Origin of the sequence: Kribbella sp. NPDC059898, assembly GCF_042730855.1 — a bacterium.
In the GTDB taxonomy this organism is placed as follows: Bacteria; Actinomycetota; Actinomycetes; order Propionibacteriales; family Kribbellaceae; genus Kribbella.
Window position 1 is genome coordinate 254,059 of the sequence record NZ_JBHWKR010000009.1, and the last position, 21,794, is coordinate 275,852.

The 21,794-nt window shown below is 67.3% G+C and carries 20 protein-coding genes; 3 read left to right on the plus strand and 17 right to left on the minus strand.

The genetic code is table 11. From position 1 onward, the window contains the following. Positions 1 to 2 precede the first annotated feature (2 nt). Genes ACFV9C_RS27500 through ACFV9C_RS27535 form a run of 8 tightly spaced genes read right to left on the minus strand, consistent with a single transcriptional unit; the run spans position 3 to position 10,025 of the window. Positions 3 to 1,079, minus strand: a complete 1,077-nt coding sequence (locus tag ACFV9C_RS27500; RefSeq protein WP_380198095.1) for a PP2C family protein-serine/threonine phosphatase — start codon at positions 1,077 to 1,079, stop codon at positions 3 to 5. Next, entirely contained in the window at positions 1,064 to 3,415 is a 2,352-nt protein-coding gene (locus ACFV9C_RS27505) for a tetratricopeptide repeat protein (protein ID WP_380198096.1), read from the minus strand. Before ACFV9C_RS27505 ends, ACFV9C_RS27500 begins: the two co-directional genes overlap by 16 nt. Next, a complete protein-coding gene (locus ACFV9C_RS27510; protein ID WP_380198098.1) occupies positions 3,412 to 4,527 on the minus strand; it encodes a hypothetical protein in 1,116 nt (371 codons plus the stop codon). Before ACFV9C_RS27510 ends, ACFV9C_RS27505 begins: the two co-directional genes overlap by 4 nt. Beyond that, positions 4,524 to 5,516 carry a glutamate ABC transporter substrate-binding protein gene (locus ACFV9C_RS27515; RefSeq protein ID WP_380198099.1) on the minus strand — a complete coding sequence of 331 codons (993 nt, stop codon included), beginning with the start codon at positions 5,514 to 5,516 and terminating at the stop codon, positions 4,524 to 4,526. The genes ACFV9C_RS27510 and ACFV9C_RS27515 overlap by 4 nt, the downstream gene beginning before the upstream one ends. Then, complete coding sequence (locus ACFV9C_RS27520) at positions 5,513 to 6,838, minus strand: hypothetical protein (RefSeq protein WP_380198101.1); 1,326 nt, start codon at positions 6,836 to 6,838, stop codon at positions 5,513 to 5,515. The genes ACFV9C_RS27515 and ACFV9C_RS27520 overlap by 4 nt, the downstream gene beginning before the upstream one ends. Then, positions 6,835 to 8,172, minus strand: a complete 1,338-nt coding sequence (locus ACFV9C_RS27525; RefSeq protein WP_380198102.1) for an AAA family ATPase — start codon at positions 8,170 to 8,172, stop codon at positions 6,835 to 6,837. The genes ACFV9C_RS27520 and ACFV9C_RS27525 overlap by 4 nt, the downstream gene beginning before the upstream one ends. Further along, on the minus strand, positions 8,169 to 8,747 hold the full coding sequence (locus ACFV9C_RS27530; protein ID WP_380198105.1) for a hypothetical protein: 579 nt from the start codon (positions 8,745 to 8,747) through the stop codon (positions 8,169 to 8,171). The genes ACFV9C_RS27525 and ACFV9C_RS27530 overlap by 4 nt, the downstream gene beginning before the upstream one ends. A 24-nt stretch (positions 8,748 to 8,771) precedes the next feature. After that, on the minus strand, positions 8,772 to 10,025 hold the full coding sequence (locus tag ACFV9C_RS27535) for a toxic anion resistance protein (RefSeq protein ID WP_380198106.1): 1,254 nt from the start codon (positions 10,023 to 10,025) through the stop codon (positions 8,772 to 8,774). 324 nt (positions 10,026 to 10,349) lie between these two features. Between ACFV9C_RS27535 and ACFV9C_RS27540 the strand changes: the two genes are divergently transcribed. Both ACFV9C_RS27540 and ACFV9C_RS27545 read left to right on the plus strand, forming a co-directional pair. Continuing rightward, on the plus strand, positions 10,350 to 14,411 hold the full coding sequence (locus ACFV9C_RS27540; RefSeq protein ID WP_380198108.1) for an AAA domain-containing protein: 4,062 nt from the start codon (positions 10,350 to 10,352) through the stop codon (positions 14,409 to 14,411). Continuing rightward, positions 14,408 to 15,274, plus strand: a complete 867-nt coding sequence (locus ACFV9C_RS27545; protein ID WP_380198110.1) for a hypothetical protein — start codon at positions 14,408 to 14,410, stop codon at positions 15,272 to 15,274. Before ACFV9C_RS27540 ends, ACFV9C_RS27545 begins: the two co-directional genes overlap by 4 nt. 49 nt (positions 15,275 to 15,323) lie before the next feature. On the opposite strand, the gene ACFV9C_RS27550 is transcribed toward ACFV9C_RS27545, so the two are convergent. Next, the gene (locus ACFV9C_RS27550) at positions 15,324 to 15,779 is read right to left on the minus strand and encodes a dihydrofolate reductase (RefSeq protein ID WP_380198111.1); all 456 of its coding nucleotides are present in this window, start codon (positions 15,777 to 15,779) and stop codon (positions 15,324 to 15,326) included. After that, entirely contained in the window at positions 15,776 to 16,567 is a 792-nt protein-coding gene (locus tag ACFV9C_RS27555) for a thymidylate synthase (protein ID WP_380198112.1), read from the minus strand. Before ACFV9C_RS27555 ends, ACFV9C_RS27550 begins: the two co-directional genes overlap by 4 nt. A 199-nt stretch (positions 16,568 to 16,766) precedes the next feature. Here ACFV9C_RS27555 and ACFV9C_RS27560 point away from each other — a divergent pair, with 199 nt between their 5' ends. Continuing rightward, positions 16,767 to 17,438, plus strand: coding sequence for a peptidyl-tRNA hydrolase (locus ACFV9C_RS27560; protein WP_380198114.1), 672 nt, complete (start codon positions 16,767 to 16,769; stop codon positions 17,436 to 17,438). Here ACFV9C_RS27560 and ACFV9C_RS27565 read toward each other — a convergent pair. The 7 genes from ACFV9C_RS27565 to ACFV9C_RS27595 all read right to left on the minus strand — a co-directional run bounded on the left by ACFV9C_RS27565 (position 17,423) and on the right by ACFV9C_RS27595 (position 21,786). Continuing rightward, positions 17,423 to 18,007 (minus strand): dihydrofolate reductase family protein, encoded by a 585-nt coding sequence (locus tag ACFV9C_RS27565; protein ID WP_380198116.1) that lies wholly within the window; start codon positions 18,005 to 18,007, stop codon positions 17,423 to 17,425. The two genes, ACFV9C_RS27560 and ACFV9C_RS27565, sit on opposite strands and share 16 nt — an antisense overlap. Before the next feature lie 2 nt (positions 18,008 to 18,009). Then, the gene (locus ACFV9C_RS27570; protein WP_380198118.1) at positions 18,010 to 18,609 is read right to left on the minus strand and encodes a dihydrofolate reductase family protein; all 600 of its coding nucleotides are present in this window, start codon (positions 18,607 to 18,609) and stop codon (positions 18,010 to 18,012) included. A 2-nt stretch (positions 18,610 to 18,611) separates the two neighbouring features. After that, positions 18,612 to 19,082, minus strand: coding sequence for an SRPBCC domain-containing protein (locus ACFV9C_RS27575; protein WP_380198120.1), 471 nt, complete (start codon positions 19,080 to 19,082; stop codon positions 18,612 to 18,614). Next, positions 19,079 to 19,408, minus strand: a complete 330-nt coding sequence (locus tag ACFV9C_RS27580) for an ArsR/SmtB family transcription factor (RefSeq protein WP_380198122.1) — start codon at positions 19,406 to 19,408, stop codon at positions 19,079 to 19,081. The genes ACFV9C_RS27575 and ACFV9C_RS27580 overlap by 4 nt, the downstream gene beginning before the upstream one ends. Before the next feature lie 73 nt (positions 19,409 to 19,481). Beyond that, the gene (locus ACFV9C_RS27585) at positions 19,482 to 21,002 is read right to left on the minus strand and encodes a multicopper oxidase domain-containing protein (protein WP_380198124.1); all 1,521 of its coding nucleotides are present in this window, start codon (positions 21,000 to 21,002) and stop codon (positions 19,482 to 19,484) included. Then, complete coding sequence (locus ACFV9C_RS27590) at positions 20,999 to 21,433, minus strand: hypothetical protein (RefSeq protein WP_380198125.1); 435 nt, start codon at positions 21,431 to 21,433, stop codon at positions 20,999 to 21,001. The genes ACFV9C_RS27585 and ACFV9C_RS27590 overlap by 4 nt, the downstream gene beginning before the upstream one ends. Next, a complete protein-coding gene (locus tag ACFV9C_RS27595; RefSeq protein ID WP_380198126.1) occupies positions 21,430 to 21,786 on the minus strand; it encodes a hypothetical protein in 357 nt (118 codons plus the stop codon). Before ACFV9C_RS27595 ends, ACFV9C_RS27590 begins: the two co-directional genes overlap by 4 nt. Between the last annotated feature and the right edge of the window lie 8 nt (positions 21,787 to 21,794).

Sequence of the window (21,794 nt, forward strand, 5' to 3'; positions counted from 1 at the left end):
CCTCAAACGCGCGCGAGCGCGACGGTGATGTTGTCCTGGCCACCCTGGGCGTTGGCCCAGTCGACCAGGGCGGACGCGGTGGCCCTCGGCTCGCCGCTGTGGTCCGCAGCTGTCTGACGTACGAGGTCGGCCAGCGGTGCCGCCTCCGAGCAGTAGTTCCACAGGCCGTCCGAGCAGACCAGCAGCCAGCCGGCACCCTCGATCTCCAGGGTCGTGGTGCGCGGCGTGTGGTCCGGGGCGTCCTTGCCGAGCCACCGGGTGATCGCATGCGCGTGCGGCCCGGACTCGGCCTCCTCGCGGGACACGCCGCTGGCGATCAGCTCGGCGGCCCACGAGTCGTCGGTGGTCAGCGAGACCGGCTCGGCGCCGTCCGGGAACCAGTACGCCCGGCTGTCGCCGATGTTGCCCGCGACCAGCAGCCCGTCCTCGATGACCGCGGCCACGAACGTGCAGGACGCCGGGTTCGGGCTGTCGGGACTGGTGCTGTCGAGTACGGCGTCGCTCGCCGCGTCGGCCGCCGCCTTGAGCCGGGCCCCGATCGCCGAGGCCCGCGAGGTCTCGGTACCGATCCCGTGCGCGTGGTCGGCGACCAGTACCTCGAGCGCGGCCCGGGCCGCCGCCAAGGAGGCGACGTCGGAGTCGAGCGAGGAGCTGACGCCGTCGCAGACCACGAGCAGCGCGCGGCTGCCCGGTGCGGCGTCCGCGCCGAGCGCCATCGCGTCCTCGTTCCGGCTGTGCCGGATGCCGCGGTCGCAGACGCCGGCCACCCACGGGGCAGGCTGCTCGGCGAAGTGGTCCCGTGGCTTCGCGGCCTTGGTCCCGCAGGTCTCGCAGTACCCGTCGGCGCCGACCGTGCCGCCGCAGGACGCGCACGGCCCGACCGGTCCGCCCTCCAGGCTGCCGACCGCGGTGATCTCCACGGTGGGCTCGGTGTCGGTGTCCAGGGCCGGCGTGCCCGGGGCCGGCGTACCCGGCTTGAGCTCGGCGCCGCAGGCCTCGCAGAACAGATCGGCCTCGGCCACCGGTCCGCCGCAGCTGGGGCAGGCCGTGTTGGTCGTACTCGTCATCGCAGCGTCCATCCTCGAACCTCGTTGGCCTGGTCGACCAGGGCGATCCGTTCCGTCCGGGTCGGTGCCTGACCGGCCAGCAGCCGGTAGGTGGCCTCGAGCCCGTCCCGTAGGGACGCCTCGGTGGCCACCCGCCCGTCGATCCGCAGGGCTTCCTGCGGACCGGTCTGCTGGACCTCGGTCAGCGCGGTCCGGAACACGTTCGCGGCCAGGTTGGCCCGGTCCGCCGGGTCGATGGTCAGCGTCGCGATGCTGTCCATCGCCTCGGCGAGCGCGGGAAGGCCACGCCCCGATCCTGCCAGGAGTCCGGCTCGCTGGCGACGAGCACGCACGTACTCGCCGCTGGTTCGCGGCACCAGGTCGAGTGCGGTGAGCGCTCCGTCGAGGTCCTTGCGCTCGGTCCTGATGTTGGCCAGACCGAACGCGGACGGTGCGATGTAGTTGGCGTCGGTACGGGCGCAGGCCAGGTAGAGGCCCTCGGCAACGTTGAACTCGCCGCTGTGCTCACAGGCGATCGCCAGCGCGAGTTTCGGCGCCAGCTCGCCCGGCACCTGGCCATACACGGCGTTGAACGCGGACTGCGCGCCCTTGAAGTCACCACGCGCCATGGCGACCAGGCCGGACATCCAGACCGCACGCCACTCCCACGGATCAGCCGTGAGCAGGTCGTTCACCGCGGTGTCGACCATGTCGTACCGCTCCGGCCCGACCTCCAGCGCGGCTTGGGCCACCTCAAGCAGCGTCTGCGCCGACTGCTCGGGCGCGTCGACCAGCAGCTCCAACCGCTTGGCAGGGTCCGGCACGCTGACGGTCTTGAGCCAGCCGGCCATCTTGTCGCCCTCGTCCGGCGCCAGCGACGGCAGCTGCTGCCACGGCGCGGCCGCGTCGCCCAGCCCGGCGGCCCTGTCGCCAGGGGACCCGAAGAGCAGCGACGACGCCGAGTGCTGGGCCGCCTTGACGCCCTGCTTCTCCGCAACGACCTCACGCAGTACGCCGAGCAGCTGCACGCGGAACTCGTCCGCCGACTGGAAACGGTCCGCCGGGGACGGCGCGCACGCCTTCGCCAGCAGCCGGTACACCGAGTCGTACTCCTGGAACAGCGGGACCTCGTCGACCGGCGGCAGCGACGCGACGTACCGGCTCTGGTACCCGCGGAACTCCATCGCGAGCACGCACAGCGTCCGGCCGAGCGTGTAGATGTCGGACGCGACCGACGGGCCGACCTCGGCCACCTCGGGCGCCTGGAAACCGACCGTTCCGTAGATCGCGGAGTCCAGGTCGTCGATCCGCCGGACACCGCCGAGGTCGATCAGCTTCACCGCGTCGCCGACCTGGATGATGTTGTCCGGCTTGAAGTCGCAGTACACCAGGCCGAGGTCGTGCAGGTACGAGAACGCCGGCAGGATCTCCAGCATGTACGCGATCGCCTGGTCGATCGGGAGCGCGTGGTACTGGCCGTTGTTCGCGGCCATCCGGTCCTTGAGCAGGGACTTCAGCGACGTGCCGCCGACGTACTCCATCACGATGTAGCCGGCGCCGTCGTGCGTGACGAAGTTGTAGATCTCGACGATCAGCGGGTGCTCGACCCGGGCCAGGAACTGCTGCTCGGCGATCGCCGCGGCGACCGCGTCCGGGTCCTCGGAGTTCAGCAGGCCCTTGAGTACGACCCAGCGGTCGGACACGTTCTTGTCCTGGGCCAGGTAGATCCAGCCGAAACCACCGTGCGCCAGGCAGCCGCGGACCAGGTACTGGCCGCCGACCAGGTCGCCGTCCTGCAGCTTCGGCGCGAACGAGAACCGGTTCCGGCACTTCGGGCAGAAGCCCTCGGTCCGGCCGGGCTGCCCGTTGCGGGACCGGCCGACCGGGTTGCCGCAGCTCGGGCAGTTCCGCCGGTCCTCCGGGACCATCGGGTTCGCCAGGATCGCCTTGCTCGCGTCGATCGCGGGGATCGACGGGACGCTCGTCAGCCCGGCGCCGAGCCGGGCGCCGCGCAGCCGGGTGGACGACGTACCGAGTTTGCGGGTCAGCTTCGAACCGGCCTGCGCCGCGCGGGCCGAGCCGAGCGGCGTGGACGCCAGCCGGTTGGACGCCCGCGAGACCGTCGACACCGAGCTGATCGGGTCCGGGTCCGGTACGGCGGTACCGGCGCCGGGCGCGGGCGATCCGCAGACGTCGCAGTAGCCGTCGGCGTACGTACCTGTGCAGCCTGGTTGGGTGCACTTGCCGGTCGCCGTGGCGGCGGTCGGGGTGCTCGCGGCGGGGGTGCCTGTGGCGGCGGGGGAGCCGCAGACGTCGCAGTACCCGTCCACGATCGAGCCGGTACAGCCCGGCTGGGTGCAGGTCGTCATTTCGTTCCCTCCAGGTAGGCCTGGTAGGCCGCTACCAACGCACCGAGCCGCGCCAGGTCGACCGGCTCGGTGTCGAGCACGGCACGGCCGCGCCGGTACAGCTCGGCGAGATCTTCGTTGCCTGCGGCAACACTTGCCGCCTTCACCTGATAGGCGTCCAGCAGTTGGCTCAGCTCGTCCCGGCGCTGCAGCGCGGCGCCGTACGCCGACTGCGCCTGCCCGAGGGCCCGCCGTACCGCGTCCAGCCGGGTCAGGTACCGCGCGAGCTCGGCCGGCGTGTTCGGCACCGGACCGAGCGCGGTCACATCCGGTACGGCGAGCCGCGGCGCCGGGGTGACCGTCGCGACGGCCTTGTCCGCGAGCGCACGGACCGCCGTACCCTGGGCTTCGAGCTCACCGCGCAACGTGCGCGCACGGGCCACGTCGGCGGCGCGCTCCTTGCGGGTGGCGGCGCCGACGATCAGGTCCCGCTCGGCTGTGGCCGTGTCGTGCTCCAGCGGGCCGATCATGCCGCCGATGTCGGCGCCGCGTTTGTTGCGGTCGGCAAGGTCGGTCAGCCGGCGGTCGAGGTCGTGGTGCTTGGCGAGCGCGTCGTTGCGGACTCCTCCCGGTTCCTGCTTGACCAGGTCGTTGATCCGCTCCACCTGGGCGCGCAGGTCGCGCAGGCGCGCGGCCAGATCGGCGTCGGCGGGGTCGAGCGCCAGCTTCGCCCGCAGGCTCGACGCGAGCGCGTCCGACAATTTGCAGGCCTCGGGCAACGAAACGGCGAGCGAACCGCCGGCGGCACCGGCGTCCAGCCCGCCCCAGATCAGCGACGAGATCCGCTCGATCTCCTGCTGCCCGACCCGGCCCGAGTCCCAGGTCACCAGGATCAGCTCGTACCGGTCCGAGACCGCCTTCCAGACCGTCATGCTGAGGACGACGTCCGCGCTCAGCGCATCGCCGTCCGGCGAGTGCAGCGCGGCCTGGTCCAACTCGTCGAGCTCCGCCTTCCGCCGGTCCCGCCACTCCCCGAGCGCACCGAGGAAGCCGAGCAACTCCGTCGCCGGAACACTGCTCCCCATCTTCCCCGGCGGCACCGGCGCCGAGACCGTCGGCGTACGCACGGTCATTGCTGCGGAATCCGGCCGTAGACCGCTACTGGAGGCGTCGGCGCCGGACCGAGTGCGTTCTTGAACCACTTGTCGTAGGAGGCCTTCCACGCCGGGCCGTCCTTCATCTGCTGCAGCACCACGTTCACGAACCTGACGAAGTCCGCGTGGTTGAGCGAGATCCCCAGCCCGTACGGCTCGTTGCTGAACCGCTGCGGCAGGACCTTCGCGTACGGATCCTGGGCGACGTCGCCGGCCAGCACGGTGTCGTCACCGCTGATGCCCTGGGCCTTGCCCTGCTGGAACATCACCAGGCAGCCGGTGTCGGTGTCGGCGGTGACCGCCTTGACGGCCGGGTTCTCCTTCTTCAGGTTGTCGTAGCTGGTGGAGCCGGCCGGTGCGCAGATTGTCTGACCCGACAGGTCCTTCGTGCTCTTGGCCGTCGAGTCGCTCTGCACCAGGGTCTTCTGGCCGGAGCGGTAGTACTCGGCGGAGAACGCGATGTCGTTCCAGCGGTCGCAGTTGATCGTCATGTTCCGGGCGACGATGTCGACCGGGTTCTTGGTGTCGCGCAGCGACGGGATTCGTGCCGGGCTGGAGATCACCCGCAGCTCGACCCGGTTCGGGTTCGTGTCCGCGTCCGGGAAGATGGCCTTGGCCACCGCCTGGATCATGTCGATGTCGAACCCCTGGATCTTTCCGCTGATCGGGTCGCGGTAGCCCAGGTTGTAGCTGTCCGCGGACACACCGGCGATCAGCCGGCCGCGCTGCTGGATCTTCTCCATGAACGAGCCGGCCGGCATCACGCCGCCCGGCGCCGGGGTCATGGCGTCCGGTGCGTACGACGCCAGCGGGTTCTTGCCGTCCGGGCAGGCCCGGCCCGCGGCGACCGCGGCCGGAGTGGTCGGCGTCGTTTCCGGAACCGGGAGCTGGGTGGCCGCGTAGTTGCCGGAGCTGCAGGCGGTGAGGAGGAGGGCCGCTGCGGCGGCGATCGGGATCAGCTTCTTCATCGGTACTCCTCCAGACGCTGCGACATGCCCCAGGCGACGAGCAGTGCGGCCGCGATGCCGATCGGTACGCCGAGCCAGCCGATCGGCGGGAGGCCGTTCCGCGCGTCCTTCAGCTTGGACTGCACCGCCGTACTCGTCGTGGTCAGCTGCTGGTTGGACGAGGTGTCGAAGGCGCTGAAGGTGTCGACCGAGTTGTTGGTCTTGTCGTGCCCGACCGCCATCGCGACGGCGCCGTCCCAATTGCCCTTGCTGGCGTCCGCGTCGCGCACCTGCTTGTGGACCGCCTTGTAGCTGGTCCAGGCGTTCCGCAACCCGGTGCCGTCGCTGCCGAGCTTGCCGAGCTGGTTGTCGACCTCCGCGGCCGCGGTGTTGTACGCCTTGTCGAACTCGTCGCCCGAGCCGCGCGCGATCAGCGTGAGGCTTTCGTTCGAGCGGGCGTCGTAGGCGGCGATCCGGGCGCGGGACAGGGCCAGAGTTCGTTCGTACTCCGAGTTCCTCGTGTCCTTCGCGGAGCTGGACGCGCCGGCGAGCGCGATGCCGCCGACCGCGGTGGTGAGCAGCACGAGCGCGGCACCGGCGGCGATCGGGACGTTCAGGTAGCGGTGCGTACGGCGGGCCAGCCAGCGCAGCGTGATGCCGAACACCACGAGTGCGAGCAGGCCGCCGACAACCACCCAGATCGTGCCGTAGCTGATCCCGTCGAACTCGGTGTCGACGCGCTTCTCGTTCGCCTCGACGAGCGCCTTCACCAGCGGCAGCGAGTCGTCCTGGAGGACCGAGTTCGCGTCCTTCAGGTACTGCGAACCGATCGGCAGGCCCTGCCGGTTGTTGGCGCGGGCCTGCTCGATCAGGCCCTCGTACGTGATCAGGGTCTTGTTGAGCTCGCCGAGTACGTCGCGGTCGGCCGGCTGGGCGGTCGCGGCCTCGGCGATCAGCCCGGCGGCCGCGGCCAGCGAGTCGACGAAGTGCTGGCGCTGGTCCGGCGGCTCGAGACCGCCGACCAGGAAGGCGTTGGTGGCGTCGGCGTTCGCACTGACCAGGTTGGTGTGGATCGCCTGGATCCGGACCAGCTGGGCGGCGTTCGCCTGCGCGCGGTCGAGCGCGCCGTCGGACTGGCCGAAGCCCTGCGCGGCGGCGAGCCCGAACACCACGCTGATCGCTGCGAGCAGCAACAGGAACGCGCGCATCCGGCCCGGCGTACCGTCGAACCACTTCGCGACCGCCCCGCGCCTGCTCGGCGCCGGTGCGGCCGCCGCCTGCTGCGGCACCCCCGCCGGCCCGGGCGCCCAGGTCGCGGGCGGCGCACTCTGCGTCTGTGTCACGCCTGTTCTCCTCGCTCGTTCCGGTCTGGGTTGTCTCCGTCGGGTTCCTCGGTGAGGTCTTTGGCGAGGATCTGACGCAGTTCGTCCTTGGTCGGTGCCGTGGTGTCGCGGAGGCGCCAGGCCTGGCGGCCGATCGCGGCCTCCAGTACGTTGCGCGCGAACCGCCCGTTCCCGAACGAGCTGTCCCGCGCTGTACCCGCGAGAATCCCCTGGAACTCCTCGACCGCGGCCGGCACCAGCTCGTAGTCCGCCGCGTCGGCGAGCCCGGTGAGGATGTCCGTCAGCTCCTCGTCGCTGTAGTTCTCGAACTCGATCGTGGTCCGGAACCTGCTCGCCAGCCCCGGGTTCGCGGCGATGAACGCCTGCATCGGCTCCGGATACCCGGCGACGATCACGACCAGGTCGTCGCGCCGGTCCTCCATCTCCTTCACCAGCGTGTCGACGGCTTCCCGCCCGTACTGGTCGGCGCCGTTCTCGCCTGCCGTCAGGCTGTACGCCTCGTCGATGAACAGCACGCCACCGGCTGCGGACTCGACCACCTCGGCGGTCTTGGTCGCGGTCTGCCCGAGATACCCGGCGACCAGTTCCGACCGGTCCACCTCGACCAGCTGCCCCTTGGACAGCAGCCCGAGCGCCTTGTAGATCCCGCTCACCAGCCGTGCCACGGTCGTCTTCCCGGTCCCCGGGTTCCCCACGAACACCAGGTGCCGGGTGATCGTCGCGTTCTTCAGCCCCGCCTCGGCCCGCAACTTCTCCACCCGCAACACCGCAACCTGCCGATGCACTTCCTGCTTCACCCGAGCCAGCCCAGTCAACTCATCAAGCTCACCCAACAACTCCTCCACCGATTTCTCGGGTTCAGGAGCGGGTTCTTCTTCGATTGACTCAGGTTGTGGAGGAGTGATGGGTTGAGCGCCTACCTGCATTGGGCGTGCTCCGGCAGCTTGTAGTTGCGCGGCGGCTGCTACCGAGGCGTTTCCGACTACCCGCATGGTGGGCTCGCCGAGCGCGCAGGCGGCGGAGGCGATCTCTGCGAGGGCTTCGGCGTACGCCGCCTTGTCCGGCGAACCGCTCGCGATCAGCTCGGTGAGTACTGCGGTCGGCGCGCCCCGCCACCGGCGCCCGCGAACGGCCGCGTCGAAGAAGTCCTGGGTTGTTCCGCCCGGGACTGCTTTGCCCCAGTCTGCGGCCGCGCCTGGTGCCGACTCGGCCAGTGCGGCCGCGAGCGCGAGTGCCTCGCCGCGGGCGGCCGATTCCGCGACGCCCGCGCGAGCGGCGACCGCGAGCAGCTCGGACAACGCCTGCTGCAAGGAGCTTCCCCCCGTGCCGCTCATGACCCTCCTCGTCCTGGTGGTGGCGAAAGTGGTCCCGCTCCGGGGTCCGGGGGCGGGGTCGACGTGGTCGGGCCGAGCGCCAAGCCTCCGCCGGTGGAGCCGGTGCCGAACTTCTCCTGCAGGAACCTGCCATGCGTGATCAGCGCCGCCGCGTCGGCCCGGTTCACCGCGTCGAACACCTTGTCCATCGTCGCCGCCAAGAGGTCCAGCTGATCGATCAGCAGCATCAGCGACGTCTTGCCACGGTCCACCGGCCGGGTGTCCGCCCACTGCCGCGGCAACCGCAGATACCCGCCGATCGCGTCCGGCAGGTAGTCCGTGCACGTCGCCATCACGGAGTACGCCTGGGCGCTCCCGCCGAGGTTCCCGAGCCGCGGAATCGTCTCCCGTACGACGCGCACCACCCGCCCGACCCGCGACGCCACCACCGCCGGTACGGCGCCCCCGGCCACCAGCTGCTCGACCCGTACGAGCGCCGCCAGCAGATCGTCCGTCGTCGGCGGCGCGTCCACCGGGGCAGGCTCGGGCTCCTCTTTGCGACCGGTCAGCCGCGCAAAGAAGTCACCGAGCGCCATACGTCCCCCGTCTCCAGGCGTCGATCAGCGACCGAGATTGAGGTCGAGGCTGCCGTGCACGACCTGCTGGTTCTGCTGCGCGACCCGGTCGAGGTACGAACGCGACTTGGTCACCTCGTTCTCCAGCGTGCCGATCGTGGCGGCCATGTTGTCCAGCGCCTCGCCCTTGAACGTGTCGATCGCGTCCATGGTCGCGTAGATGTTCGCGAACGCGGCCTGCAGTTGCGGCAGCCCGATCGTCGCGGACGCGGCCTGCTGCTGGATCGCCACCGAGTTGTCCTTGAGCATCTGCGAGGTGCGCTCGATCATCCCGCTGGTGGTGCTGTTCAGCGCGGTGATCTGGTCCAGGACGAGCTTCTGGTTGCCGAGCGCCTGCGCGACGATGACCGCCGTACGCAGCGCCGACACCGTGGTGGTGGACGCGCGGTCGACGCCCTTGATCAGCTCGATGTTGTTCTTGATCACGATGTCGATGGCCAGGTAGTTCTGGATCGACACGGCCAGCTGGGTCAGGATGTCCTGGTGCTTCTGCCGGACGTAGAACAGCACGTCCTCGCGGAACGCCTTCGCCTTGTCCGGGTTCGTCGCCTCGAGCTCCGCGATCGCCGCGGACAGTCGCGCGTCGAGGCGCTCGGCGACGTACACGTACTGGTTCAGCCGGGTCATCGCGTCCCAGAGGTTCTGCTTCTCCAGGTTCAGCGCGGCGTTGTCCTTGCCGAGCTCGTCCTGGCCGTTACGCAGACTGTGCAGGATGCCTTCGAGGTGACTCTGCGCGCTCTGGTACTTGCGGAAGTAGTCCTCGATCTTGTCGCCGAACGGGATCATCCCGAGCAGCTTCTTCGGCCCGCTGGCTTCCTTCGGATCCAGGTCCTCGACCGTACGGCGCAGTTCGAGCAGCGTCTTGCCGACCGTCGAACCCTCCGACAGGCCGCCGCTCTGCAGCGCTCGCACCGGCGACTGCAGCAGCCGGTTCGAACTCTCGGCGGCGGACCGGATGTCGACGTCGCCCATGCTGCGGACGTCGCTCGTCTTGGTGGCGAACTCCGGCGACCGCGGCTCGGCCGCCATCAACCCGGTCAGGAACGCGTCGACCTTGCTGTCCAGCCCCGGCAACGCGGCCGGGTCGACCGCCGGCGCCATACTCGGAGCGGCTGTCTCGGCCACCGGCTGTGACGGCGGCGGCGCGGTCAGTATCAATCCCGGCGCGGTGGCCGTCGGCGGCTGCAACGGCGCCGCGGCTACAGGCTGAGCGGCAGCGGTGTTGTCGGCTTCAGTCATCGTGTTCCCCTCCGGAAGACGCCCCTGGTACTCCCGTGACGCGCGCCCAATCTAGTCGGTTCCAGGCTGATCTTGTGCTGTCGTTGCGTAGTCGTTGCCGGGTCAGCAAGGTGTGTGCCAGACGCCGCGAGGCGACATCCGTGGTTGGGCGAGCACTGGAAGTCCAGGGAGCGCCTGTCCGAGCTGCCACTTTTCCAGATTTTTCCATTTCTTCTGGGGTTGACCTAACGCTGAGTAATCCTCAGACTAAAAGGCTCGCCACGGAACGGCGGGCCTCGGCGGTCGGCGCCGTCCGGGCGGATCGTTTCGTGGAGGGGGAGAAGTTTGTCTGGATCAATCGATGACGCGCGCCTCAATCTGGTGCGGGCCAAAGCGAACGATTGGGCGGCCAGCCTGATCGATCTTGGCCATCGCAATACTCTGCTGCACTTTCGCGATACCAAGACGGCAAGTCTGGACCTATCTGCGGCGAGTCCGCATCAGCTCCGGTTACTGCTGACAGGTTCGTCGGTCAACTTGCGTGGTTTGTTCGGAGAACCGGACGATCACCGCGACGCTTGTACGCGGGCGAGAAACCTGAAGCGTCGGATCGTGGCGCTGGAGGAGGAACAGGGTATTCAGGCCGGCCGAATCGCGCACGGCCTGATCAAGGTCTCGGCACAGAGTCGGGGTGCTGCGAGGGTTGCCTCCTCGCTCCGAGCGCCATTGTTGTTGCGGGCCGTCGAGATCCAGGCAAAGACGGTGAGCGAGAGCGACTACAGCCTTCGCGCCGGTGATGAGGTCGAAGTCAACCCGGTGCTGCTCTATGCCTTGGTCAGTGAGCATGGCGCCGAGCTCGATCTGGATGTTTTTACTGACGAGCTGAATGGTGCGCTGGCAGCGAACGAGGACCCCGCTGAACAGCTGGAGGCTGTCTTCGCACGACTCCAGAGCGTCCTTGGCGCGCAAGACATCGTGGCGGATCTGGAAGCACGAGTCACCATCGGGCTGTTCAGCTACGAGAAGCTTCCGATGGTGCAGGACCTGCAACGCTCCACTGAGTTGCTGGCGCAGAACGCCGTCATCGCGGCGCTCGCGGGCGACAAGGGTGCCGAACAGGAACTTCTTGTCGAAGGACGATCGGCCTCCGCCGTCGATATCGATCGCATCGAGCCGATGGATGAAGTACTCGTGCAGGATGCCGATTCCTCACAGGAGCTGGCCATCGCAGCTGCGCTTGCTGGCCAGAACGTGCTGATTGAAGGTCCACCGGGTACAGGCAAGAGTCAAACCATTGCGAACATCATCGCTGCTGCTGCATGGCGCGGTCTCAAGGTCCTCTTTGTCGCCGAGAAGCGCGCGGCGATCGAGGCAGTAACGCAGCGACTTGCTGACGTCGACCTCGACAACCTGGTCCTGGACCTGCATCAACAGAAGCTGAACAAGCGTCAGCTCGCACAGCAGCTGACACAGAGCCTCGATCGTGCAGCTACCGAGTTGCCGGTTCAGATCGAAGGTCTTGCGTCCGAGTACGCGGGACGCCGGAGTCGGATCATCGCCTACAGCGATGAGTTGCACTCCGTACGCCAGCCATGGGGAATGTCGGCGTATCAGGTCCTGGAGGCATCGTTCACCATCGAACAAGGCGCTGAGACCCGAATCCGGTTTCGCAGCCGGGACCTCCGTGCGCTGGATGGGGAGACAGTCAAGGCAGTCACGCAGGAACTCCGAGACTTCGTCGACTCAGGAGGTGCGCGCGTCTTCCGCGGGGAGTCGCCGTGGTCACACGCGACCGTTCGTACCAACGATGACATCCGGACGGTCCTGGCGGAGCTCGACGAGTTGAATGGCTCGACGCTTCGGCGAAGCACCGATGACATGGAGTGGCTGCTGCGCGAGACGGGCCTGGCCAAGCCGACGTCAATCGCCGAATGGGAGGAGGTTCTGGACCTTCTCGGTGGCATCTCCGAGGCCGTATCGGAGTTCGGCGAGGACATCTTCCAAGAGGACCTGGACTCGCTCTATCTGGCCACAGCAGATCGTGCGGTCCGCAAAGCTGAAGGAGTTCGCATGCCATTCGGTATGCGAAGGAAGCTGATCAAGGCCGTCCGGGTGCGGTCGAGGCGCGGAATCACGAAGCGACGCGACCTGAACAGAGAAATACTGCTGCTTCGTAGCCGGCGTGATCTTTGGCTTCGACTGTCGACCGACCAACGTGCGCCGATGAGTGTCCATGGGCTCGCAGACATCACGACGCACTACCGGACACTTCGAACTCAGCTCGCCGCGGTCGCGTTGTGCACTCGGCTCGACGATCTTGAACAGCGTCCCGCCGAGCACGTAGGGAACACACTCGACGAACTCGATGAAGATCGGGACACGCTGTGGCAGATGCCCAAGCTGACGGGTCTCAAGCAGAAGTTCGGGCAGCTCGGGTTGAGCCGCCTGCTCGACGAGATCATCCAGTCGGACGCGGACGCTGATCAGGCGGCGGCGACGCTGCGGTTCGCCTGGATACGGTCACTGATGGATGAATTCAAGCTTGAGTCACAGGCACTTCGTGACTTCGTGGCCAAGAATCACAGCCGATCTGTTGCTGAATTCGGAGCAATGGACGTCTCTCTCCGAGACGCGGCGCCTCGGCGGATCCGCCGAGAGGTGGCCCGTCGGCTGAGCGGAGCGTGCGATGCGTATCCGGAGCAGAGCCAAACCGTGCGCAAGCAGGCCGCCCGCAAGACCGGTCACATGCCGCTGCGTCGGCTGGTCGAGACCGCACCGGACGTACTCCTCGCCGTGCGGCCGTGCTGGGCAATGTCGCCGTTACTCGTCAGCAAGACTTTGCCGGCCGCTTGCCTGTTCGACATCGTCATCTTCGACGAGGCAAGCCAGATCCTGCCCCAGGACGCGGTCACGTCGATTGTTCGCGGTCGCAAGATCGTGGTGGCTGGTGACGATCGGCAGCTCCCGCCGTCGATGTACTTCCAGCGCATGCTGTCCGGGACCGAGGACGACGATGAGGAAGACGACGCAGGCGATCTCGGCAAGTATGAGTCCATCCTCGCCCGTCTGAGCAGTCTGCTCACGGATCGGCACATGTTGAAGTGGCACTACAGGAGTAGGGACGAGCGGCTCATCAGCTTCTCCAACAAGGAGATCTACGGTGGTGAGCTGGTCACCTTCCCGGGGACGCTCGAAGGCCCACCGATTACCTTGGACCTGGTAAATGGGATCGCTCAGCCTGGACAGGACGGTTCGGCGCCGGCTGAGGTTGCAAAGGTTGTCGAACGGATCGTTGAACACGCGCAGCAGCGTCCGGACGAAAGCCTCGGCGTCATCGCTATGAGCCAGCGGCACGCTGACAGGATCGAGATGGCGCTACGTGCGGCGCTGCGAGAGCGGCCTGAGATCGAGGGCTTCTTCGGCGACAACGGCGGCGCATCGCGGCGCTTCTTCATCAAGAACCTCGAACGAGTACAGGGCGACGAGCGAGACTCGATCATCCTGTCTGTTGGCTACCCGCGCCGGGCAGACGGTCGGGTGTCGCGTAACTTCGGGCCATTGAACCAAGAGGGCGGCCAAAGGCGACTCAATGTCGCCGTGACCCGGGCGAAGCGTCGGATGACGGTAGTGTCATCGTTCTCGGCAGCTGACCTCGAGCCCAGGCTGGACCCTACGGGTGCAGAGCTGCTGCGGCGCTTCCTCGACTTCGCCGAGCACGGCGGTGACCTCGCAAAAGTGGGTCGTCTCTTCGAGACTGGACTGAACGGATTCGAGGACGGCGTTCGGCGGGCATTGATCGAGTCCGAGGTTCCGGTCTACCCGCAGTGGGGGTTCTCTGAGGGTTACCGGATCGACTTCGCACTCGGAGATCCTGACCAACCGGGACGTCTGGTCCTCGCCCTGGAGACGGACGGGGAGCGGTATCACCACGCCCACAGCGCGCGCGATCGGGATAGGCTGCGGCAGTCCCATCTCGAGAATCTGGGCTGGCGGTTTCATCGGCTTTGGTCGACGGCATGGTTCACCGACCCAGATGGTGAGCTCGAGCGGATCCTGGAGGCCTGGCGGATCGCGCTGAAGGAGCCAGCCTCGGCAACGGAGACGGTGGATCCGGCCGCGGTCGAGGGGTCGCACGAGTCGATTGGTACTGACGGGCCGGCGCCGATCGAAGTGCGACAGGCACCCAAGCCACGTATCCGACCTGGTTACAAGATCAGCGAATACACGGATCGGGAGCTGACGGCGCTGTTTCGATGGCTGCTGTCGGACGAGTTGTATCTCACGAAGGACGCGCGTCTCGAGCAAGGGCTGCGCGAGCTCGGATTTCAGCGGCGCGGCAAGGTAATCGTCGATCGGCTGACCCGAGCGTTGGAGACAGTCATGGCGGAGAAGGGGGGCAGCAAGTGACGCGGCGGATGCTGGACGACCGGACCATTGAGCGGCTGGCCAAGATCATCGTTGACCAGGATGGACCGTACAACCGGCGCGGATATGAGCTGGAAGGGCTGCTGCGACGCGCGGCCTGGACAGACCCCCCGGAGTACGACGGATCGCAGCGAGTACTCTGGCTCGCAGACCAGATGTCGAACCGAAACGGCACTCTCGACGTCGAGCACCTCATTTGCCGAGTGTGCGACCCCATCGAATACGACGGCGGTGCCGCCGTGGCGAAGGACTTCCTGGATCAGGTCAACAGCGTTCTTCGGGCGGAACAGCTCATTGTGACTCTCGTCGGTCAGCGCCCGGTCCTCGCTGGGTTGTCGGCGAGCGACGGGGCACCGATGTTCAGCGAGCCGGAGGATCTCGAACGACGGCTCGTGGCGCTGGTTAAGGACGAGGCGACCCGGACGATGTTGTCACGTCGGCTTGCGGAGACCAGGATCTGTGAAGCCAACGGGGCGTATACCTTTGCAATCATCGGTATCGGCAGCATGGTTGAGGGAATTCTGTTCGCCATTCTGCTGGAGCGCGACGCCGAGTTCCGCGCTGGTAAGGCACTCGGGCGCGATCGGAAACCAGTTCGGCTGGATTTCGCATCGCTGGACTTTCTCATCAACCGAGCTCATGCGATGGGTTTCCTGCAATTCGACGCGACGAAGTTCATGCACAACGTCCGTGATTTCCGAAACTTCATCCATCCACGTAAGGAGTTGGCTGAGCAGCCCGACTTCGATCGAGACAGCGTGATGCTCTGTTGGGGTCCCGTCCGGGCGTTGCTTAACGACCTGGAGGAGAAGCTGCTCGGCACAGAATCGGCAGTCTCCAGCTGAGGGTGTTGCTCGCGGGACGTACGCTACGGGATACGTTCCGCGAGCAGCGCTAGCTGCGGCGGTAACTAACGAAGTCGAAGCCGTCGTGGGGTTCGCGGGCTGTCTCGGTCCAGTCCTGCGGGGTGAGGGCCGGGAACATGACGTCGCCGGTGGGGGATTGATGGACCTCGGTGAGTTCGAGGCGGTGGGCGTACGGGAGTGCCTGGCGGTAGATGTCGCCGCCGCCGGCGACGTGCAGGGTGCCATCGTACGTCAGGGCGTCCTCGAGGGTGTGGACGACCTCGACGCCGTCCGCGGACCAGTCGGGCTGGCGGGTGACGACCACGGTGCGGCGGCCCGGGAGCGGGCGGCCGATCGAGTCGTAAGTCTTGCGGCCCATCACGAGCGTGTGGCCGAGGGTCAGCTGCCTGAAGTGCTGCAGGTCCTCCCGGATCCGCCAGGGCAGGTCGTTGTCCCGCCCGATCACACCGTTTTCTCCGACCGCCGCGATGAGGATGACACTCATACCGCGATGGGCGCCTTGATCCAAGGGTGCGGATCGTAGTTCTCGAGTTCGACGTCCTCGATCTCGTACTCATCAATCGCGCCACGGCGATTGAGCTTCAGGGTCGGCAGGGGGCGCGGCTCGCGTGAGAGCTGCAGCTCGACCTGATCCAGGTGATTCAGATAGATGTGGGCATCGCCCATCGTGTGCACGAACTCGCCGACGTCGAGGCCTGTCTGCTGAGCGATCATGTGGGTCAACAGAGCATAGGAAGCGATGTTGAACGGAACGCCCAGGAATATATCGGCCGAGCGCTGGTACAACTGGCACGACAGGCGGCCATCAGCCACATAGAATTGGAACAGCGTGTGGCAGGGAGGGAGCGCCATGTCGTTGACGTCAGCAACATTCCATGCGCTTACGATGTGCCGCCGCGAGTCCGGATTAGTCTTGATTGACTCAATGACAGCTGAGATTTGGTCTATCGAGCCGCCGTCTGGTGTCGGCCAGGAGCGCCATTGGTGGCCGTAGACGGGTCCAAGATCACCGCAATGATCTGCCCACTCGTCCCAGATCCCGATCCCACGCTCTTGAAGCCAGTGGACGTTGGTGTCGCCCCTGAGGAACCAAATTAGCTCACCGACAACTGACTTGAGCTGTAGCTTCTTGGTCGTGACCGCAGGGAAACCATCGCTCAGGTCGTACCTTGCCTGGTAGCCGAACACACTGAGCGTACCTGTTCCTGTGCGGTCCGTCTTCTTGGTGCCCTTGGCTCGCACGAACTCCAATAAGTCAAGATACTGGCGCACGCTGCGAGGCTAGCAGGTGGCGAGTCAAGTTCCGCACAGGCTGGCCGCTTGACGGTACGCGTCGTCGCAATCAACAACCTTGTTGGATCGCTCGGCGCTCGTAGAGCGTCAGGTACCGGACAAGATGAGCCTCCGTCGGGGGTCGAACGTCGCTGCCAGTCATCTCGTCGTGGACTTGGTGGTTTGAAAGACTGGCCGCGTGGACTTTGAACAGGTGTTGACGCTCGTCATTCGGGTCGAGAAGAGTGCACGGCCGGCGCAGACGGATGCGTTAGAGACGGCGGCTCGTGCGGTGCTGGCGATCCTTGCGGATGAGCGTTCGTACGGTGCAGGCGAGTGGGCCGCGGCGATGGCGGCCTGGCAGGACAACCGCATCCGCAAGATCACCAAACGTGCTCGTGGTGCCGAATGGCGCCGGGCCGAAGCCCTTCCAGGCATCACGATTACCGGCCACGGGTCCGGAGGCGAGACCGCCGAGGTGCGGGTGTTTCCGCCGTCGGGCGTCGAGGACGTGCCGGTGGAGTTGTTCAAGTTGCAGGTGAGTGGGACGGACTTCGAGGACACGGCGGAGCTTCCCGCGGTGCAGGCCGGTGTACCTGTGCTGTGGATCAACCCGGCGCTGGAGATGTCCAGCGGCAAGGCGATGGCGCAGTGTGGTCACGCGGCACAACTGGCCTGGTGGGCGCTCCCGGACAGTGCCCGCAAGGAATGGCAGGCCTCCGACTTCACCCTCGCTGTCCGAACCGCCACCCCCGCCCAGTGGACCGACCTGCTGACCACCGACCTCCCGGTCGTCCAGGACGCCGGCTTCACCGAGATCGCCCCCGGCTCGAAGACCGTGATCGCCGACCACCCTCAGCTCAAGCGGTAGTGCAGGTGGGTGACGCGGTCGCCTTCGACGACGCGGGGGTTGTCGAGCAGGACTTCCGGCCCCACGTAGTCACCGAAGAACCTCTTGCCGGTGCCCAGGAGGGCCGGGACCACGCTGTAGGCGATCTCGTCGACGAGGCCGGCCGCGATCGCCTGGCCGGTGAGGTTGCCGCCGGTGATGCTGACGTCGCGATCACCGGCGTACGCCCGCGCCTGCGCGACGGCTTCCTCGATGCCGTTGACGAACGTGTACGGCGCGTCGGGGAACGGCCAGTCCGTGGGCGCCCGGTGCGTAACGACGAACACGTGCTCACCAACGGGCGGTACGCCGTTCCACCCGTTGGTGAGGTCGAAGAGCCTGCGGCCGACGATCGAGGCGGCGAAGTTCGGCCAGGTCGACCGCATGTACTCCGCACTCGCCGGGCTGACGTGGAACGCGCGGTCCGGGTCCGTCCCGTACACCTCCACCGTGCCGTTGTTGTACCAGTCGAACAACGGCCCGACCCGGTCCTCCGGATCCGCGACGAACCCGTCCAGCGACACCACCGCGGTCGCAACAACGTTGCCCACGGCTACTTCACCACCCGGTACGTCAGGTGCTGCGCCGCCGGTGTCGACACGGCCTCGACCAGCTCCAGCCCGAACCCGGCGGACGGCTCCGCCGGCCACAGCGGCGTACCGCCTCCCAGTACGACGGGGGCGACGTGCAACCGCAGTACGTCGGCCAGCCCTTCGGCGAGCACCGCGTGGCAGATATGGCCGCCGCCCATCACGTACACGTCCTTGCCTCCGGCAACTTCCCGCGCCTGTTCGACGGCCTCGCCGGGGCTGCCGACGAAGTGGAAGCGATCGCCGAGCCGGGTGTGGGCGGGCGGATTGTGCGTGACGACGAAGATCGGCGGGTTGACCTCGCCGGTCGGTTTCGCGCCGTACCCCATGTCGTCGCTCCACCCGTCCGGGGCGTCGATCACGTCGAAGAGGTTGCGGCCCTGGACGACCGCGCCGCTCGCGTTGAACGCCGCGTTCAGCACGGCGCGGTCCGCGTCCGTACCGTGGAATACCCAGTCGTGCACCGGCTCGCCGCCGTCGCCGAGCCCGTTGCCGACGCCGGCGTTCGGCCCGGTGACGTACCCGTCCAGCGACACCGAGATGTCGACGATCACCTGGCTCATGATCAGCTCCCCTTCGCGAGCAGCTCGGCGAGCCGGTCCATCGAGTCGTTGACGCCGTCCGCCATGCCGTACTCGATCGACTGGTCGCGGGCCTCGACCGACGGGAACACCGACTGCTGGTGCAGCCGGACGCCCTTCTCGGTCGGCTCGAGCGTCATCTTCTCGATGCAGACCTCGCCGGGCGCGCCTTCCCACTCGAAGGTCTGGATGACCATCTTGTCCTGTTCCACGGTGTGGAAGACGCCGCGGAACGTGTATTCGCCGTTCGCGTCGCGGTGGATGTAGCGGTACTTGCCGCCGGCCCGTACGTCGTACTCCTCGATCGTCGCGTCCAGGTCGCGCGGCCCGAGCCACTGGGCGATCAGGTCGCGGTCGGTCATCACCCGGAACAGCTGTGCCGGGGTGGCCTCGAAGTCCCGGGTGATCTCCACGAACGGAGTCCCCGCGGGGGTGTTGATGGTGGTGCCGGTCATGACTGGTTCTCCTTGAGTAGTGCTTCCATCCGGCGGAAGCGGCGTTCGGTCTCGAGCCGGTACTCGTCGATCCAGCTCGTCAGTGCCTCGAGGGCGGCCGGCACCAGGTGGCACGGGCGGCGCTGGCCGTCCCGGGTCCGGGTGATCAGCCCGGCGGCCTCGAGCACCTGGATGTGCCGCGAGACCGCCTGCTTGGTGATCGGGAACGGTTCGGCCAGCTCGTTCACCGTGGCCGGGCCGCGGGACAGCCGCGCGATCATCGCCCGCCGGACCGGGTCGGCCAATGCCGCGAACGACCGGTCGAGCTGATCATCATCAACCGTCATCTTTATCAACCACTCCCTTGATCAACCGATACGTTGACTATAGGAGCGGGCCGGCGCCCTCGTCAAGGAGTCGTCAGATCGTTTCGAAGCCCGCCATCATCGCCATGTCCTCGTGCTCGAGGTTGTGGCAGTGGATCAGGTACTTGCCCTTGTGCGCGCTGAACCGGACCAGCACCTCGACCACCTCGGCCGGCCGGATGTCCACGGTGTCCTTCCAGCCGTGGTCGTACTCCGAGAGCTCGCTCTTTCCGCCCCGCGTCAGCACCTGGAACGGCGCGAGATGGACGTGCACGGGATGGTGTACGTCGGTCACGAACGTCCAGATCTCGTACTGATCGAGCTTGACCTGCGCCTGCATCACCTTCGGGTCGAACGCCTTCCCGTTGATCGTCCAGCCGCGATGGTCCCCGGCGTCACCGCGCCGGAACCGCCACGCCCGCCGGGCCACGCCGCTCGGCCTCGGCGTCACGGCGTACGACGAGAGCGTCGCCGGGACGCTGGTGTCGTCGATGGCCTTGCGGGCGACCTTGAACCGCAGGACGTTGGCGTTGCCGTCGAGCTTGTTGACGACCGTGACCTCGTCACCCGGGCGGTACTGCGAGAAGTCCACGACCACGTCGAACCGCTCCGCCGGCGCGATCACCAGCGTGCTGTGCTCGATCGGCTTGTCCAGCAGGCCGCCGTCGCTGCCGATCTGCACGAACTTCGCGGGACCCTTGTCGAAGGCGAGCTCGTACCGGCGGGCGTTCGCGGCGTTCAGGATGCGGAAGCGGTAGCGGACCGCGTCGACCTCGTGCACCGGCCAGGGCGCGCCGTTCACCAGCGTGACGTCCGCGACGACACCTTCCATGTACGCCGGCTCGACGCCCGGGCCGTCCTTCAGCGCGGGGTAGAGAAAGGAGCCGTCGGCATCGAACGCACGGTCCGCGATCACCAGCGGGATCTCCCGATCACCCTTCGGCAGCGGGAGATTCTCCTCCTCGGCGTCCCGGACGATGTGCAGGCCGAACAGGCCGTGGTAGACCCGCGGCGCGGTGTAGTCCATCGTGTGGTCGTGGTACCAGAGGGTCGCGGCGCGTTGGGTGTTCGGGTACGTGTACGTGCGCTTGCCCATGGTCATGTCGCCGCCGCCCATCATGTGATGGTCGCCGTGCTCACCGTTCGCGGGCATGATCAGGTCGAGCGGCCAGCCGTCGCTCGGTGCGGGCGTGTGGCCGCCGTGCAGGTGGACGACGGTGGATACGTCGAGCTGGTTGACCTGCTCGATCACAGTGGTGCGGCCGCTGCGTACGTCGAAGGTCGGTCCAGGTAGCAGGCCGTCGTACCCCATGATCTCGGTCTTCAGGCCGGGCAGGATCTCTACGCTCGCCTTGCGCTGGACGACCTGGTAGTAGTCGGCCTTCGCGTCCGAGTGGAGCGGTTTCTTGACCGGTGGGATCGGGAGCGGGACCTGAAACGGCGCGGGGAGTTTCGCCTTGCTGCGCAGGAGTTCTCCGGACTGCGCGGGGCTTGCCTCCTGGCCGCAGCTGGTCAGGGTGAGCGCGGCGCCGGTGCCGCCGGTGACGGCCAGGAAGCCGCGGCGGGACATGGTCATTTCTTCGCCTCCCGGCGGTTCTGGCGGGCTGACTTGCGGAAGGACCAGACGGTCATCCACAACACCGTGCCGACGATCGCCGTACCGAGGGGGATGTGGACGGCGAAGTTCTGCAGGTAGCCGAAGGTGAGCTGGACGAACTCGGCGACCACCAGGAGCGGCGACAGGATCGCGGGCCAGATCTTGCCGCGGCCGACGATCGTGTAGAACGTCGCGATGATCGTCTGCAGGAACGCGATCATCCAGACCGAGCCGCCGATGGTGGCGTGGACGTCGGTCATCGCGTCGACGTTCCCGGACAGGAAGTAGCCCGCGGCGATCGGCTGCGCGACGATCAGGATCGCGTGCAGGACAAGCGTGCCGCGCAACGCGTACAGGCTGACGCGCGGGCGCCGTACGGCGGTCTGCGGCGGCTGTTCGAGTGTGGTCATGCCTGCCTCCGGTTGATCCAGAAGGCGAACGCCACGGTGCTCGCGACCAGCGCGACCCCGAGCGGGATGTGGATCGCGAGCTGCCGGCTGTACCCCATCGCCGTCTGCACGACCTCGCCGGCGACGATCAGCAGACTGACCGCGGGCGCCGCCCACCGGCCGCCGGCCCGCCACCAGAACGTTGCTGCCAGCAACTGAACGAGCCCGACGGCGACCAGCCCCTCGGCGGTGTGCTCGTGCATCCGGATGCCGAGCGGGGTCCCGTTCAGGTACACCCCGGCGAACACCGGCTGCAGACAGATCACCACCGCATGCAACCCGGCCGCACCCCGAAGTGCGTAGAGAACCTTCATGTAGACAG